General features: G+C 65.8%; 11 protein-coding genes. 6 read left to right on the forward strand and 5 right to left on the reverse strand.

Annotated elements, in window-relative coordinates; translation table 11 throughout:
- The first annotated feature begins 4 nt into the window (after positions 1-4).
- The 6 genes from tsaE to FJ954_RS00835 all read left to right on the forward strand — a co-directional run bounded on the left by tsaE (position 5) and on the right by FJ954_RS00835 (position 9,687).
- Complete coding sequence (gene tsaE / locus FJ954_RS00810; protein WP_140660109.1) at positions 5-1,516, forward strand: tRNA (adenosine(37)-N6)-threonylcarbamoyltransferase complex ATPase subunit type 1 TsaE; 1,512 nt, start codon at positions 5-7, stop codon at positions 1,514-1,516.
- Complete coding sequence (locus FJ954_RS00815; RefSeq protein WP_140660110.1) at positions 1,513-2,241, forward strand: nucleotidyltransferase family protein; 729 nt, start codon at positions 1,513-1,515, stop codon at positions 2,239-2,241. The genes tsaE and FJ954_RS00815 overlap by 4 nt, the downstream gene beginning before the upstream one ends.
- Positions 2,238-5,372 carry a double-strand break repair protein AddB gene (addB, locus tag FJ954_RS00820; protein ID WP_140660111.1) on the forward strand — a complete coding sequence of 1,045 codons (3,135 nt, stop codon included), beginning with the start codon at positions 2,238-2,240 and terminating at the stop codon, positions 5,370-5,372. Before FJ954_RS00815 ends, addB begins: the two co-directional genes overlap by 4 nt.
- The gene (gene addA / locus FJ954_RS00825) at positions 5,369-8,875 is read left to right on the forward strand and encodes a double-strand break repair helicase AddA (protein ID WP_140660112.1); all 3,507 of its coding nucleotides are present in this window, start codon (positions 5,369-5,371) and stop codon (positions 8,873-8,875) included. Before addB ends, addA begins: the two co-directional genes overlap by 4 nt.
- Before the next feature lie 74 nt (positions 8,876-8,949).
- Positions 8,950-9,273: a thioredoxin gene (gene trxA, locus FJ954_RS00830; RefSeq protein ID WP_015314366.1), complete on the forward strand. Its 324-nt coding sequence runs from the start codon at positions 8,950-8,952 to the stop codon at positions 9,271-9,273.
- 132 nt (positions 9,274-9,405) lie between these two features.
- Positions 9,406-9,687 (forward strand): cupin domain-containing protein, encoded by a 282-nt coding sequence (locus FJ954_RS00835; RefSeq protein ID WP_015314367.1) that lies wholly within the window; start codon positions 9,406-9,408, stop codon positions 9,685-9,687.
- Positions 9,688-9,915: 228 nt separating this feature from the next.
- On the opposite strand, the gene FJ954_RS00840 is transcribed toward FJ954_RS00835, so the two are convergent.
- The 5 genes from FJ954_RS00840 to FJ954_RS00860 form a co-directional block, all read right to left on the reverse strand.
- Positions 9,916-11,241, reverse strand: a complete 1,326-nt coding sequence (locus tag FJ954_RS00840; RefSeq protein WP_140660113.1) for a folylpolyglutamate synthase/dihydrofolate synthase family protein — start codon at positions 11,239-11,241, stop codon at positions 9,916-9,918.
- A gap of 165 nt (positions 11,242-11,406) precedes the next feature.
- A complete protein-coding gene (gene accD / locus FJ954_RS00845; protein ID WP_015314369.1) occupies positions 11,407-12,333 on the reverse strand; it encodes an acetyl-CoA carboxylase, carboxyltransferase subunit beta in 927 nt (308 codons plus the stop codon).
- Between the two features lie 48 nt (positions 12,334-12,381).
- Positions 12,382-13,221, reverse strand: coding sequence for a tryptophan synthase subunit alpha (trpA, locus tag FJ954_RS00850; RefSeq protein ID WP_140660114.1), 840 nt, complete (start codon positions 13,219-13,221; stop codon positions 12,382-12,384).
- A gap of 61 nt (positions 13,222-13,282) precedes the next feature.
- Positions 13,283-14,533 (reverse strand): tryptophan synthase subunit beta, encoded by a 1,251-nt coding sequence (trpB, locus tag FJ954_RS00855; protein WP_140615145.1) that lies wholly within the window; start codon positions 14,531-14,533, stop codon positions 13,283-13,285.
- A 90-nt stretch (positions 14,534-14,623) separates the two neighbouring features.
- Positions 14,624-15,283, reverse strand: a complete 660-nt coding sequence (locus FJ954_RS00860) for a phosphoribosylanthranilate isomerase (protein ID WP_140660115.1) — start codon at positions 15,281-15,283, stop codon at positions 14,624-14,626.
- Between the last annotated feature and the right edge of the window lie 38 nt (positions 15,284-15,321).

Consider the following 15,321-nt stretch of genomic DNA (forward strand, 5'->3'; position numbering starts at 1 on the left):
CTCGATGACGGAACCTGTGCTGGAGCGTTTGCTCGCCGACGAGACCCAGACAGCGCGGCTGGGCGAGGATCTGGCGTTGGCGCTGCGCGTGGGCGACGTGCTGGCGCTCAAGGGCGATCTCGGCGCCGGCAAATCGACGCTGGCAAGGGCACTGATCCGGGTGCTGGCCGACGATGCCGGTCTCGAAGTGCCGAGCCCGACCTTCACGCTTGTACAGAGCTACGATACCCGCGTGCCGGTTCACCATTTCGATCTCTACCGCCTGTCCTCGGCGGCCGAGCTCGACGAACTCGGCTTCGAGGAGGCGCTGGCGCAAGGTGCCGCCCTGATCGAATGGCCCGAACGGGCTGACGGCTATCTGCCCAAGGCGACGGTGCTGATCGAACTCGTCCAGCATGGCGAGGGCCGGCTGGCCCGACTGTCGGGGCAAGGCGCTACCTTCGACCGTGTCGCGCGCTCGCTGGCCATGCGCGGCTTTCTGGAGAGCGCCGGCTGGGGGCAAGCGCGGCGCCGGCATTTCATCGGCGACGCCTCGGCCCGCTCCTATGAGATCGTAACGCTTGCCGGCGAGGCGCCGCGCGTGCTGATGAACTCGCCGCGGCTGGTGCTCGGCCCGCCCGTGCGCGACGGCAAGCCCTATGCCGTGATCGCCCATACGGCGCAGTCGGTGTCCGCCTTCGTCGCCATCGACCGTGCGCTGCTGGCCGCCGGGGTCGCGGTGCCCAGGATCGACGCGCAGGATCTCGACCAGGGTTTCCTGTTGCTCGAGCATCTGGGCTCGGAAAGTTTCCTCGACGGCAATGGCGAGCCGGTCGCCGAACGTTACGAGGCGGCGGCCGAACTGCTTGCCATGATGCACGGCAAGGCCTGGCCTCACCGCATGGAGGCGGCTCCCGGCGTCGTTCATGACGTGCCGCCCTTCGATCGCGACGCCATGCTGATCGAGGCGGACCTGCTGATCGACTGGTACGTGCCGGCGATATCGGGCGAGCCGGCAAGCGAGGCGCTGCGTTCCGGCTACCACAAGATATGGAATGCGCTTCTCGACCGGCTGCAAGGCAGCGAATACACGCTGATGCTGCGCGACTTCCACTCGCCTAACATCATCTGGCGCGGCGAGCGGTCCGGCCTCGACCGGCTCGGCATCGTCGACGTCCAGGACGCGCTGATCGGGCCTTGCGCCTATGACGTCGCCTCGCTCGCGATGGACGCCCGCGTCACCATGGCGCCCGAGATCGAGAAGCGGACGCTCGACGCCTATGTCGCCGCGCGTCATGCAGCGGGCGGCTTCGACGAAGAAAGCTTCCTCGAAGCCTATGCAATCATGGCCGCGCAGCGCAATTCCAAGATTCTGGGCATTTTCGTGCGCCTCGAAAAACGTGACGGCAAGCCCTATTATCTCAGGCACCTGCCGCGCATCCGCGACTATCTCAAGCGGGCGCTGTCGCATTCCGCGCTCGCCGACCTGCGGGATTTCTACAATGTGCACGGGCTGCTGGAGGAACGAGCGCTGTGACGACAGGACCGGACACCGCCATCGTACTTGCCGCCGGGCTCGGCAAGCGCATGCGGCCGATCACCGACGCCATCCCCAAGCCGCTGGTCCGCATCGCCGGCAAGACGCTGCTCGACTGGGGCCTCGACAGCCTGGCCGCAGCCGGCGTCGGCAAGGCGGTGGTCAATGTCCATTACCTTCCCGAACAGATCGTCGCTCATGTGGCCGCCCGCCGCGCGCCGCGCGTCGTCATTTCCGATGAGAGCGGCCGGCTGCTCGATTCCGCCGGCGGCATCGTCAAGGCGCTGCCGGAGCTCGGCCAGGAGCCGTTCTACATCCTCAACGCCGATACATTCTGGATCGACCACGGCCCGCTCAATCTCGGGCGGCTCGCCCTTGCATGGGACGTCGCGAAAATGGATATTCTGCTGATGCTGGCGGATCTCCATCAGGCGACAGGGCACTGTGGCAGCACCGATTTCCTGGTGGCGCCGGACGGTGCCCTGCGGCGTTCGAAAGGCGATCCCGCTGGCCTGATCTATGCCGGCGCCGCGATCATCCATCCGCGCCTGTTCAAAAACGCACCCGCCGAACCGCATTCGCTCAATGCCTATTTCGACAAGGCGATTGCCGGCGGCCGCCTGTTCGGCATGCCGATGCATGGCCGCTGGATAACCGTCGGCACGCCCGATGCCATTCCGCTCGCCGAAGACGCAGTGGCCGGCGCACTCATCGGATCGCAATGAGCGGCTCAAGCCGCGTTTTCTCCATTCCCTCCGGAGCGCCGTTTCTGCCGACGCTGGCCGAGGCGCTGCTTGACGGCCGCCTTATCCCCGGCTTTCGGTTCGACGGTGACCCCCTCGCTTTGGCCGATGTTACCATCTATGTGCCGACGCGCCGGGCCGCTCGTGCCTTGCGCGGCGTCTTCGTCGACAGCCTGAAGGCGCGTGGCGGCGGCGGTTCGGCGATCCTGCCGGTGATCCGGCCGCTCGGCGAATTCGACGAGGATGAGGCCGCATTCGAGACCGATCCAACGGCGGCAATCGATCTCGCGCCCGCGATCCCCGCCACCGAGAGACTGTTGCTACTGACGCCGCTGGTGCGGGCGTGGAAACGCCGGTTGCCCGCCCATGTCGCGGCCCTCTTCGCCGAGGAGATCGTCGTCCCGGCCTCCACCGCCGACGCGATCTGGCTGGCGCGCGATCTGGCCGGACTGATGGACGAGATCGAGACGGAAGGCACCGATTGGGCCAAACTTGCCGGCCTCGTCAGCGGCAACCTTGCCGGATGGTGGCAGGTCACGCTCGAATTCCTCGGCATCGTCACCGATGCCTGGCCGAAATTCCTCGCAGAGAGCGACCGCTCCAACCCAGCCGCGCATCGCAGCGCCTTGATCCGTGCCGAGGCCGCGCGGCTGCGGCGCAATCCACCCGCCGGGCCGGTCATAGCCGCGGGGTCCACTGGCTCCATACCCGCCACGGCGGAACTGCTTGCGACCATCGCCGGCCTGTCCGGCGGTGCCATCGTGCTGCCCGGCCTGGACCAGATGCTCGACGAAGCCTCCTTCCAGGCTCTCGTCGCTCCCGGCGCGCGTCCAGCCGTGCTGGGCCATCCGCAATACGGCCTGGCAAAGCTGATCGGCAAGATCGGCGTGCTGCGCGGCGATGTCGAGGAGATCGGTGCGGCCGAGCCGAAGCTCGCGCGCCGCGCCGCCCTTGTCGGCGAGGCGCTGCGGCCGGCCGAGACCACGGAATTATGGGCGGAAACACGAAACGGGTTTTCAGCGTCCGATATCGCCGGCGCTTTCGCCGACGTGACGCTGCTGGAGGCGGCAAGCGAGCGCGACGAAGCCGTCGCGATCGCCGTCGCGCTCAAGCAGGCAGTGGAAGAACCCGGCCAAAGGGCCGCTCTCGTGACCGGCGACCGCGCGCTGGCACGCCGCGTCTCGGTCGAGCTCAAGCGCTTCGGTGTCGTTGCCGACGATTCCGGCGGCACGCCGCTGTCCAACACGCCGGCGGCCAGCCTGCTCAGGCTGGCGCTCGAAGCGGTGTTCCGGCCGGGCGATCCGGTCGGCCTGTTGTCGCTGCTCAAGCATCCCCTGCTTGGCCTGGGTCTGGAACGGGTCAACGTGCGCCACGCGGCGGAATTGGTCGAACTGGTGGCGCTGCGCGGCGGCACCGGCCGCCCTGACATCGCTTCGCTGCCGGATCTTTTCGAGGCCCGCCTCACCGGGCTAGGCGACGGCAGCCGGCCGCCGTTCTGGTTTGCCCGCCTGACCGTGCGCTCCATTGAGGTTGCGCGGACCCTTCTCGCACGCCTGGCTGACGCGCTGGCGCCGCTTTCGGCCTTTCACGGCCAGGCGGAGGCCGGCCTTGCCGCGCTGGTCGAAGCCAGCGTCGCTGCCCTGGAAAATCTCGGCCGTTCCGCCGACGGTGGTCTTGGCGAACTCTACGCCGGCGATGCCGGCGAAAAGCTCGCCGAACTGCTGCGCGGGCTGGTCGCGGCTTCGGCGCCGCTGTCGTTCGCGGCAATCGAATGGCCCGATGTGATGGAGGCGCTGATCGCGCCCGAGACCGTCAAGCCAGCGCAAGGCACCGACAGGAACATCGCCATCTGGGGCGCCCTGGAGGCGCGGCTGCAGGATGTCGACACGCTGGTAATCGGCGGGCTCAACGAAGGGGTCTGGCCGCGCAAGCCGGAGAGCGACCGCTTCATGTCGCGGCTGATGAAGACCGGCATCGACCTGGAACCGCCGGAGCGGCGCATCGGGCTTGCCGCGCATGATTTCCAGATGGCCATGGGCGCGAGACATGTGGTGCTGGCCCGCTCGGCGCGTGCCGGCGACGCGCCCGCCGTGCCGTCGCGCTGGTTGCAGCGGCTGCTCACCTTCATCGGCAACGATCAGGCGGCGGCACTGCGCCGGCGCGGCGATGAGCTGCTCGCCTGGGCGCGCGCGCTCGACACGGGGCCGAAGCGGGATTTCGCGCCACGGCCGCAGCCGAAGCCACCGCTCTCGGTCCGCCCGACGCATTTCTCCGTCACCGAGATCGAGACGCTGCGCCGCGACCCCTACGCTGTCTATGCCCGGAGGATCCTTGGCCTGACGCCGCTCGATCCGCTCGTCCGCGATCCGGGTGCGGCGGAGCGCGGCACGCTGTTTCACGCCATCCTGCATCTCTTTTCGTCCGAGGTGGCCGACCCGCGCGCGCCGGACGCATTGGCCGGGCTCATCGCCGCCGGCCGCGCCTGTTTTGCCGAGGCGGCGCTTCCGGCCGATATCGAGGCGGTGTGGTGGCCGCGGTTCGAAAAGCTCGCCGCCAACATCATCGAATGGGAGCGAACGCGCGCCGACGCGGTCATCCAGCGGCATGCCGAGGAGCGCGCCGGCAAGACTGTGGTCGGACAGTCCGGCGTAACGCTGTCCGGCTATGCCGACCGTGTCGATCTGCTGGCCGGCGGCATGGCGGACATTCTGGACTACAAGACGGGCTCATCGCCTTCCAAGGCACAGGCCCATACGCTATTGGCGCCGCAACTGGCGTTGGAAGGGGCGCTGCTCAGGCGTGGCGCATTCAAGGAGTTGGGCACGCGCGAACCGTCGCAACTGGCCTTCATCAGGTTGAAGCCGAATGGGGAGGTGTTCGAGGAGTCCATACTCGAACACAACCGCCAACCACGCACCGCCGCCGATCTTGCCGAAGAGGCCTGGGCGCGGCTGGAAAAACTGCTGATCCATTATGCCGACCCGGCGACCGGCTATCTGTCGCGTGCGCTGCCGTTTCGCGAAGGCGAAACCGATGGCGATTACGACCACCTCGCCCGCGTGCTCGAATGGTCCGCCGGCGGCGACGCCGGGGATGAGGGAGGGGAGGCATGAAGAAAGCCTATCCGGTCCCGAGCGATACGGCTTCGAGCCAGGCCCGGGCCGCCGATCCCGGCAATTCGGCCTGGGTGTCGGCCAATGCGGGATCGGGCAAGACGCACGTGCTGGCCCAGCGCGTCATCCGGCTGCTGCTCAACGGCACCGATCCCTCGAAGATATTGTGCCTGACCTATACGCGCGCAGCGGCCGCCAACATGTCGAACCGGGTTTTCTCCACGCTGTCGGAATGGACATCGCTGGGTGACCTGGAGCTGGCCGCCAAAATAGAGGCGCTGGAAGGGCGCCGGGCCGATCGCGACACCATGCGCCGCGCCCGCCGCCTGTTCGCCGAGGCGCTGGAGACGCCTGGCGGGTTGAAAATCCAGACCATCCACGCCTTCTGCGAATCCGTCCTGCATCAGTTCCCCCTGGAAGCCAACATCCCCGCCCATTTCGAAATGCTCGACAGCCAGATGGAGGCCTCGCTTTTCGCCGCTGCGCGCCGCGAGATGATCTCCGCCGCCGGCGACAGGACTTTGGCGGAGGCCTTCGCCACTGTCCTGGAACGCGGCGGTGAAGCCGGTCTCGACGCCTTGCTTGGCGAGATCGTGCGCAAGCGTGACGGGTTGCGCCATTTCCTCGATGCTGTCGGGCGTGACGGCTTCCAGCCGCTGTTCGATGAATTCCATTTCCAGCCCGGCCAGACCGCCGAAGGCATAGCGGCATCTGTATGGCCGCTGCCTGGTTTCCTGCCGGACTATTTTGCCGGCTTTGCCCAGGCAGCCGAAGCCACCGACGCCAGGTCGGTGTTGAACAACATCCTGCCCTATGCGCGCCAGGCCTTCGCCGAGAGCGACCCTCTCCGCCGGCTGCCGTTGCTTGCAAGAGCCTTCCTCAAGACCGACGGCGATCCTTATGATCCGGCAAAGGCGTTCAAAAAGGCGCTCACCGACCGGCTGCCTGAGCTGGCCGAGCGCTATGTGTCGGCCGCCAGGGCCATCATGGAGACTGTCGACCGGCTGGCGCTATTCCGGATGCTGGAGGGCACACGCGCGGCCCTGACCATCGCCGACTGGCTGATCGCACGCTACGAAGTGCTGAAGCGCGGCCGCGGCTTTCTCGATTTCAACGACCTGATCACCCGCACGGTGAACCTTTTGGCGCGGCCCGATGCCGGCCCATGGGTGCAATACAAGCTCGACCAGGGCATAGATCACATCCTGCTCGACGAGGCGCAGGACACCAGCCCGGATCAATGGGAGGTGGTGAAGCGGCTGGCGGAAGAATTCTTTGCCGGCTTCGGCGCCCGCGAGCGGGTCCACCGCACGGTCTTTGCCGTCGGCGACGAGAAGCAGTCGATCTACTCCTTCCAGGGTGCGGCACCCGACTCCTTCGCCGACAGCCGGTTGTTGTTCGCCGGGCGTGTGCGCGATGCCGAAGCGTCCTTCGCCGACCTCAAGCTGACCTGGTCGTTCCGCTCCACTGACGATGTGCTGGCCGCCGTCGACCGGGTCTTTGCCGACCCCATCGTGCGGCGCGGCATCAGCCACGATCCCGATCCACTGAACCACAAGGCGATCCGCACCGATGCGCCAGGCTATGTCGAGGTCTGGCCGTCGATCGGCGCTGAGGCCGTCGACGAACCCGACGACTGGGCGCAAGCGATCGATCATGCCCATGCGCCGGCGGTACGCGTCGCCGAGAATGTCGCGGCCACCATTGCCGGCTGGATCGGCAAGGGGGAAATCATCGAGGGGCGTGGCAAGCGGCTGCGGCCGGGCGACGTGCTGGTGCTGGTGCGCAAGCGCGACAGCTTCGTCCACGCGCTGACCCGCGCGCTCAAGCGCCGCGACATCCCGGTTGCCGGCGCCGACCGGCTGAGCCTGTCGGGCCATATTGCCGTCAAGGACCTGATCGCGCTCGGCCACCTTTTGATCCAGCCGCAGGACGATTTGTCACTCGCCGCTCTGCTGCGCAGTCCGGTCTTCGACCTGTCGGAAGAGACACTGTTCACGCTCGCCGCGCAACGGCCGTCCGGCGTGTCGCTGGCGGCATCGCTACGCCAGCATGCCGGCGGAAGCGAAACGCTCGCGGCGGTCGTCGCGCAACTCGACGGCTGGGCTGACGAGGCCGCCTTCAAGCCGGTGTTCGAATTCTATGCCGCCCTGCTGGCGCGCGATGGCGTACGCCGCAAGATGATTGCGCGGCTCGGGCCGGAAGCCGGCGATATTCTCGATGAGTTCCTGAGCTTCTGCCTTGCCGAAGAGCGGACCGGCCTGCCCGGGCTGGAAGCCTTCCTGTCGACACTGGAAAACGCCGGCCCCGAGATCAAGCGCGAGATGGACCAGACCCGCGATGAAGTCCGGGTCATGACCGTGCATGCGGCCAAGGGCCTGGAGGCGCCCGTGGTGTTCCTGGTCGACGGCGGTTCCGCCCCGTTCAGCGACCAGCATTTACCGCGCCTGATGCCTTTCGACGGCTCTGGCCGACATTGGGATGGCAGGGGCTATCTCTGGCGTTCGGCCAGCGACGTCGCCAACGGCTTCTCGAAGACGGCCGCCGCTCGCGCCCGCGAACTCGCCGACGACGAGTACCGCCGGCTGCTCTATGTCGGCATGACGCGCGCCGAGGACCGGCTTATCGTCTGCGGCTATCACGGCAAGCGGGCGCCGAACGCCGGCACCTGGCATTCGATCGTCAGCCGCGCGCTGAGCGGCGCGCCCGAAAGCGAACAGCGTCCGCATCCTGCCGACGGGGAGCCTGTCTACCGTTTCCACATCACCAAACTGCCGCCGGTTGCGCCAAGTCCAGGCGAACAGGCACGGCAGGCCGATGCTTTCGGACCCTTGCCGACGACCCTGTTCAGGCCCTTGCCGCCTTTCGAGGACCTGCCGCGTCCTCTGTCGCCGTCGGGCGCCTCGGCGCTGATCGAGGAAGGCAAGGAAGCGGTGGTCGACAAGGCGTCGCCGGTGCTGGACGCCGCTGCCGAGCCGGGTTTTGCCGTGCTGCGCGGGCTCGCCCTGCACAAACTGCTGCAGATGCTGCCCGGCATCGCCGAGGACGCACGGGTGGACGCTGCGAAGCGTTATCTCTCCCGAACGGGTGCGGCGTGGCCTGAGGCCGAGCGTGAAAAGGCCCTGGCATCGGTCATCGCCATCCTTGCCGACCCCGGCCTCGGTCATCTGTTCGCGCCCTCCTCGCGCGCCGAGGTCGCAATCATGGGCAGCCTGGAGGTCAAAGGCAAGATCCGCTCCATTTCCGGCAAGATCGATCGGCTGGCGGTGACCCCGCATGCGGTCTCGATCGTCGACTACAAGACCAACCGGCCCGCACCCGCCTCCCTGGCGGAAGTCCCGCCGGCCTATCTGCTTCAGCTCGCGCTCTATCGCGCCCTGCTGCAGCCGCTTTACCCCGGGCGGGAGGTCAAGGCAGCCCTGCTGTTCACCGAAGCGCCAAGGCTGATCGAACTGCCGTCCCGGGCCATGGACGACGCCCTTGCCCGACTCACGGGAGCGTGACACAAGAACTGCTTGAAGAAGGGCGCGACAACCACCACATTTGGTGGGACGAAAAATTTCGAAAGGATTTCCGCATGACCACCGTCAAGGTCGACAAGAACAATTTCCAGGCTGACGTGCTTAATGCCCAGGTGCCGGTTGTGGTTGATTTCTGGGCGGAATGGTGTGGCCCTTGCAAGATGATCGCACCGGCGCTCGAAGACATCGCCACTGAGCTCGGCGCCAAGGTAAAGATCGCCAAGCTGAACATCGACGAAAATCCCGAGCTTGCCGCCCAGTTTGGCGTGCGCTCGATCCCGACGCTGATGATCTTCAAGGGCGGCGAAGTGGCCGACATCAAGGTTGGCGCCGCGCCCAAGACCGCACTGTCGCACTGGGTCAACGGCAATCTCGCCTGATGCCATCTGAATTCGAAGCATTGAGCCCGGCCATCGCGCCGGGCTTTTTGTTGGCGTCATCGGTGCGCCGCTCTGGCCCTCACATCGGGCCACTCCATGTCCTCTGTTGGCAGCAGAAGCAGGGAGAGAGAAATGACCGGATCCGCCAAGGCCACCGTCTTCATCGACAACGAACGCGTCATCGTCACCGAGTACCGCTTCCAGCCGGGCGACAACACCGGCTGGCATCGCCACGGCCACGACTATGTCGTGGTGCCACTGATGGACGGCAAGCTGAAGCTGGTGACCAAGGACGGCGAAACCTTCGCCGAGATGAAGAAAGGCGCGCCGTATTTCCGCAAGGAGGGAGTGGAACACGACGTCGTCAGCGCCAATGAGGGCGAGTACGCTTTTATCGAGATTGAGCTGAAGTAAGCGGCACCTCTGACGCTGAGCGAGACCTCCCTAACTTCGTCATACCAGGGCGAAGCAGGAGCGAAGCTCCGTCGCGAAGACCCAGGTATCCATGCTGTGACGGCCATCGACGAATACAGCGGAGGAAATTCCGCACCGCTGCGGCGCTTTGAAGTCGCGGTTCCTGGGGTCTGCGCTGCTTCGCTTCGCTCCTCGCTACTCCGGGGGATAACGAGGCGATGGACGGCCTCAGGTTGGGGGCGTGCCGTTCTCGGCGAGAACCGCGCCGGCCAGGTAAAGTGACCCGCCGATCAGGATGCGCGGCGTGGGGCCGTCCCAGGTGTCGCGCAGCAGCATCAGGGCGCTGGCGACGGAGCTTACCGGTTCGGCCGTCAGCCCGGCTTCCGTGGCACGGATCGCCAGTTCGTCATTCGGCACACCGGCATCGCTCATGCTCACGGGCACGGTGTAGACATGCCGGACGAGGCCCTTGAAGGCGCGGAAATAGCCGGCCTGGTCCTTGGTGTTGATCATGCCGGAAATGAGGAAGAGCGGACGCGGGTTCTTTTCTTCCTGCTCGGCCAGCGCTTCGGCGATGACGACGCCGGCGCCGGGATTATGGCCGCCGTCGAGCCAGATGTCGGCGCCCTTCGGCGCCAGTTCCGCCAGCCGGCCCTGCGCCAGCTTCTGCATGCGGCCCGGCCAGGCGACGTTGGTCATTGCCTTCTCGGCGGCGCGGTGGCTGATCTCGAAGCCGGCCGCCTTGACCGCGGCGATCGCGGCGGCCGCATTGGCGAACTGGTGCCGACCGGGCAGGCGCGGCGGCGGCAGATCCATCAACCCATCATCGTCCTGGTAGACCATGCGGCCGTTTTCCTCGAAGGCGAGAAAATCCTGCCCGTAGACGAGGGTCGGGCATTCCAGCCGCTCGGCGGCGTCGATCAGCACCTGCAGCGCCGTCTCGCTTTCCTGCGCGCCGATGACCACCGGGCAGCCACGCTTCATGATCCCGGCCTTTTCGGCGGCGATCAGTTCGACGCGATCGCCGAGATAGGCCTCATGGTCCATCGACACCGGCATGATCACCGACACGGCCGGCCGCGCGATCACATTGGTGGCGTCGAAACGGCCGCCAAGACCGACCTCGATGGTCGCGACATCGGCCGGATGTTCCGAAAACAGGATGAAGGTGACGGCGGTGAGAATTTCGAAGACGGTGATCTTCTGGCCTGCATTGGCCTTGGCAACGCGGGCAATGGCCTCCGCGAAGATGTCGTCGTCGACCAGCCTGCCGCCGCCTTCGGCGGCCAGCCTGTAGCGCTCGTGCCAGCTGACCAGATGTGGCGAGGTGTGGACATGGACGAGCCGGCCGGAGGCTTCCAGCAGCGCCCGCGAGAAGGCGGCGCAGGAACCCTTGCCGTTGGTGCCAGCGATGTGGATGACCGGCGGCAGCAGGTCCTGCGGATTGCCCAACCGCTCCAACAGCCGCGAGATGCGGTCGAGCGAAAGGTCGAAGCCCTTCGGGTGAAGCGCCATCAGGGCTTCGATTTCGCGGTCCGCGGCAAGCGTCGTCATGGCAAATCCCGTGCATGGCCTGGAGCCAGAATCGCTCCCGCAAAGACCACGGCTATCGAAAGGCTACAGCGCGCAACGGATGCCGCGCAATCGCTGTTCGCGGCGGCCAATGTCGCGTCAGGCCAGTCTCACGTCAGGCCAGTCTCGCGTCATGTCGATGTAGCGTCAAGCTTGCGGCCGGACTTCGGCGGCAACCACGGCCGGCGGCAAGATTTCCGGTTCCAGAGGCTTCTGCTCTTCCGGCATCTTGAGCAGCATCTTCAACAGGCGGGCGATGGTCTCGCGCAGCTCCAGCCGCGACACCACCATGTCGACCATGCCATGCTCCATCAGATATTCGGAGCGCTGGAAGCCGTCCGGCAACTTCTCGCGGATGGTCTGTTCGATGACACGCGGCCCGGCAAAACCGATCAGCGCGCCGGGCTCGGCGATGTGCACGTCGCCCAGCATGGCATAGGAGGCGGTGACGCCGCCGGTGGTCGGGTTGGTCAGCACGACGATGTAGGGCAGGCCGGCTTCCTTCAGCCGGTCGACACCAACCGTGGTGCGCGGCAATTGCATAAGGGACAAAATACCTTCCTGCATGCGCGCGCCGCCGGAGGCGGCGAACAGGATCAACGGCCGCTTGCGCTGCAAGGCGACCTCGAAGCCATGCACGATGGCATCACCCGCAGCCATGCCGAGCGAACCGCCCATGAAAGCGAAATCCTGCACCGTCACCACCACCGGCAAGCCCTCGACGGTCCCCAGCGCATTGATGATGGCGTCTTCCAGGCCGGTCTTGGCCTTGGCGTCCTTCAGCCGGTCGACATAGCGTTTCTCGTCGCGGAACTTCAGCGGATCCTGCATGACCTTGGGATTGTCCAGGGTCTCGTACTTGCCGTCATCGAAGAAGAATTTCAGCCGCTCCTTGGCCGAGATCTTCATGTGATGGCCGGAAGACGGGATGACGAACTGGTTGGATTCCAGGTCCTTGTGGAACACCATCTCGCCAGTCTCGGGATCCTTGATCCAGAGATTCTCGGGCATGTCGGTGCGCCGGCCGAGCATCGAATTGATCTTCGGGCGAACGTAATTGGTGATCCAGTTCATCGCTTCGGCTCCTGTCCTGACGAAGAGTTGGGTAAAGACGTAGGGAAACTATTCGGCGGCAGCAAGGCGGGCCGAACGCACGCCTTGCGCAAGGCCGCTGACCAGCGTGGCGACTGCCTCCGCCGGATCGGCGGTCTTTTCACCGTTCGGCCCCAGCACGTTCGCGACCGCGTTGACGATCGCCGTGCCGACGACCACGCCGTCGGCGTTGGCCCCGATCACGCGCGCCTGTTCGGCGGTCTTGACGCCGAACCCGACGCAGACCGGCAGGTTGGTGTGACCCTTGATGCGCTGGACCGCTGTGGCGACCTTGCCGGTGTCGGCAAGCGCCGAGCCGGTGATGCCGGTCATGGACACGTAGTAGACGAAGCCGGATGTGTTCTGCAGCACCTTGGGCAGGCGCTTGTCGTCGGTGGTCGGCGTCGCCAGCCGGATGAAATTGATGCCGGCCTTCAGCGCCGGGATGCAGAGTTCCTCATCCATCTCCGGCGGCAGGTCGACGACGATCAGCCCGTCGATGCCGCTGGCGATCGCGTCCTTCAGGAAACGGTCGACGCCATAGATGTAGATCGGGTTGTAGTAGCCCATCAGCACGATCGGCGTTTCATCGTCGCCGGCGCGGAAGTCCGACGCCATCTTCAGCGTCTTGACCAGCGTCTGGCCGCCTTTGAGCGCCCTGAGGCCCGCCGCCTGGATCGCCGGGCCGTCGGCCATCGGGTCGGAAAACGGCATGCCGAGCTCGATGACGTCGGAGCCGGCGCCGGGCAGCGCCTTCATGATCGACAGCGAGGTTGCATAGTCGGGGTCGCCACCCATGAAATAGGTGACGAGGGCCGGGCGGCCTTCGGCCTTCAGCTTCGTCATGCGGCGGTCGATGCGGGTTGTCATGTCAGGCCCTTTGGACGAATTTTGCTCATAATCAACTCCCAGGTCGAACGGTCCAAAGGGCCTAGATCTCCATGCCCAGCATCGAGGCCACCGTGTGCACGTCCTTGTCGCCACGGCCGGACAGGTTGACGATGACGATCTGGTCCTTGTCCATGGCGGGCACGATCTTGACCGCATGGGCGATGGCGTGCGCGGATTCCAGCGCCGGGATGATGCCTTCGACGCGGGTCGTCAGCTTGAAGGCCTCGAGCGCCTCGTCGTCAAGGATCGGCACATAGTCGACACGCCCGGAGTCGCGCAGCCAGGAATGCTCCGGGCCGACGCCGGGATAATCGAGGCCGGCCGAAATCGAATGGCCGTCCATGATCTGGCCGTCGGCATTCTGCAGGAGATAGGTGCGGTTGCCGTGCAGCACACCGGGGGAGCCGGCATTCATCGAGGCGCAATGCTCGATGCCGTCGAGGCCGCGCCCGCCGGCCTCGATGCCGATGATCCGAACCTCCTTGTCATCGAGGAAGGGATGGAACATGCCGATGGCATTGGACCCGCCGCCGACGGCGGCGATGATGGTGTCGGGCAGCCGCCCCTCCTGTTCGAGGATCTGCGCGCGCGCCTCGGTTCCGATCACCGACTGGAAATCGCGCACCAGTTCCGGATAGGGGTGCGGGCCAGCCGCGGTGCCGATCAAATAATAGGTGTCCTCGACATTGGTCACCCAATCGCGAAGGGCTTCGTTCATGGCGTCCTTCAGCGTGCCGTGACCGGCGGTGACGGGCCGCACTTCGGCGCCGAGCAGCTTCATGCGGAAGACGTTGGGGCTCTGGCGGGCGACGTCTGTCGCGCCCATATAGACGACGCAGGGAAAGCCGAAGCGAGCGGCGACCGTGGCGGACGCCACGCCATGCTGGCCGGCTCCGGTCTCGGCGATGATGCGCTTCTTGCCCATGCGCTTGGCCAACAGGATCTGGCCGAGGCAGTTGTTGATCTTGTGCGAACCGGTATGGTTCAAATCCTCGCGCTTGAAATAGACTTTCGCGCCGCCCCCGAGGCCCTTCGCCGAGGAAACCTCACGAAGATGCCTGGTCAGGCCCTCGGCGAAGTAGAGCTTCGACGGCCGTCCGGCATAATGGGTCGAAAGACCGGTCAGTTCGGCCCTGAATTCCGGATCGTTCTTGACCTCGTTCCAGTTTTTTTCCAGGTCGAGGATCAGCGGCATCAGCGTTTCGGCAACGAAACGACCGCCGAAAATGCCGAACATGCCCTGTTCGTCGGGTCCGGTGCGGAAGGAATTGGGTGTCGCCGGCTTGTTCATCGCCGATCTCCTAGATCTGTACTTTGAGCATGTCCTGTCGGAAAACCGGTTCCCACTTTTCCGGGACATGCTCAGGGTTCGAAATTTTGTTCAGGCAGCGCGGTCGTCCCGCGCGGCCCTGACGGCCCGGAAAAACTGTTCGATCAGCGCCGGATCCTTGACGCCCGGGGCGCTTTCCACGCCTGACGAAATGTCGATCGCGGGCGGATTGGCCAGCCTAAGGGCATCGCCGATGTTGGCGGCGTTGAGCCCACCGGAAAGCATGTAATCGATCCCGGCGTCAAGGCCGGCGAGAATGCGCCAGTCGAAGGCGACGCCATTGCCGCCCGGCAGCTCCGAGCCCTTTGGAGGCTTGGCGTCGAACAGGAACCGGTCGGCGATGCCGACAAACGGCTTTATCCGTTCGAGATCGGCGGCCTCGCTGAGCGGCAACGCCTTCATCACCGGCAGCCCATGGCGGGCTTTCAGTTCAGCCACTCGCTCGGGGGTTTCGGAGCCGTGCAGTTGCAGCATGTCGGGCTGCAGCTTTTCGACGATTTCGTCGAGGAAGGCGTCTCTGGCATCGACGGTGACGGCAATCGCCGAGGCCTTGCCACGAGCCGCTTCGCGCAGACCGCCGGCTTCGGCCGGCTCAACATAACGCGGGCTTTTTGGAAAGAAAATGAACCCGACATGGCTGGCGCCGCCGGCCAGGGCCGCGGCCATTGCCTGGTCGGTCTTCAAGCCGCAGATCTTGATGTCGAGCGCCATGGCGCGGGAATTGGCACGAAAAGCGCCAAGAGTCGAGA

This window comes from Mesorhizobium sp. B2-3-15 (assembly GCF_006442875.1).
Lineage (GTDB): Bacteria > Pseudomonadota > Alphaproteobacteria > Rhizobiales > Rhizobiaceae > Mesorhizobium > Mesorhizobium australicum.

Bases quoted from the DNA above. Each gene is read 5' to 3' on its own strand.
- tsaE (WP_140660109.1), top strand. From the start codon at position 5: ATGACGGAACCTGTGCTGGAGCGTTTGCTCGCCGACGAGACCCAGACA.
- addB (WP_140660111.1), top strand. From the start codon at position 2,238: ATGAGCGGCTCAAGCCGCGTTTTCTCCATTCCCTCCGGAGCGCCGTTT.
- addA (WP_140660112.1), top strand. From the start codon at position 5,369: ATGAAGAAAGCCTATCCGGTCCCGAGCGATACGGCTTCGAGCCAGGCC.
- trxA (WP_015314366.1), top strand. From the start codon at position 8,950: ATGACCACCGTCAAGGTCGACAAGAACAATTTCCAGGCTGACGTGCTT.
- FJ954_RS00835 (WP_015314367.1), top strand. From the start codon at position 9,406: ATGACCGGATCCGCCAAGGCCACCGTCTTCATCGACAACGAACGCGTC.
- FJ954_RS00840 (WP_140660113.1), bottom strand. From the start codon at position 11,241: ATGACGACGCTTGCCGCGGACCGCGAAATCGAAGCCCTGATGGCGCTT.
- accD (WP_015314369.1), bottom strand. From the start codon at position 12,333: ATGAACTGGATCACCAATTACGTTCGCCCGAAGATCAATTCGATGCTC.
- trpA (WP_140660114.1), bottom strand. From the start codon at position 13,221: ATGACAACCCGCATCGACCGCCGCATGACGAAGCTGAAGGCCGAAGGC.
- trpB (WP_140615145.1), bottom strand. From the start codon at position 14,533: ATGAACAAGCCGGCGACACCCAATTCCTTCCGCACCGGACCCGACGAA.
- FJ954_RS00860 (WP_140660115.1), bottom strand. From the start codon at position 15,283: ATGGCGCTCGACATCAAGATCTGCGGCTTGAAGACCGACCAGGCAATG.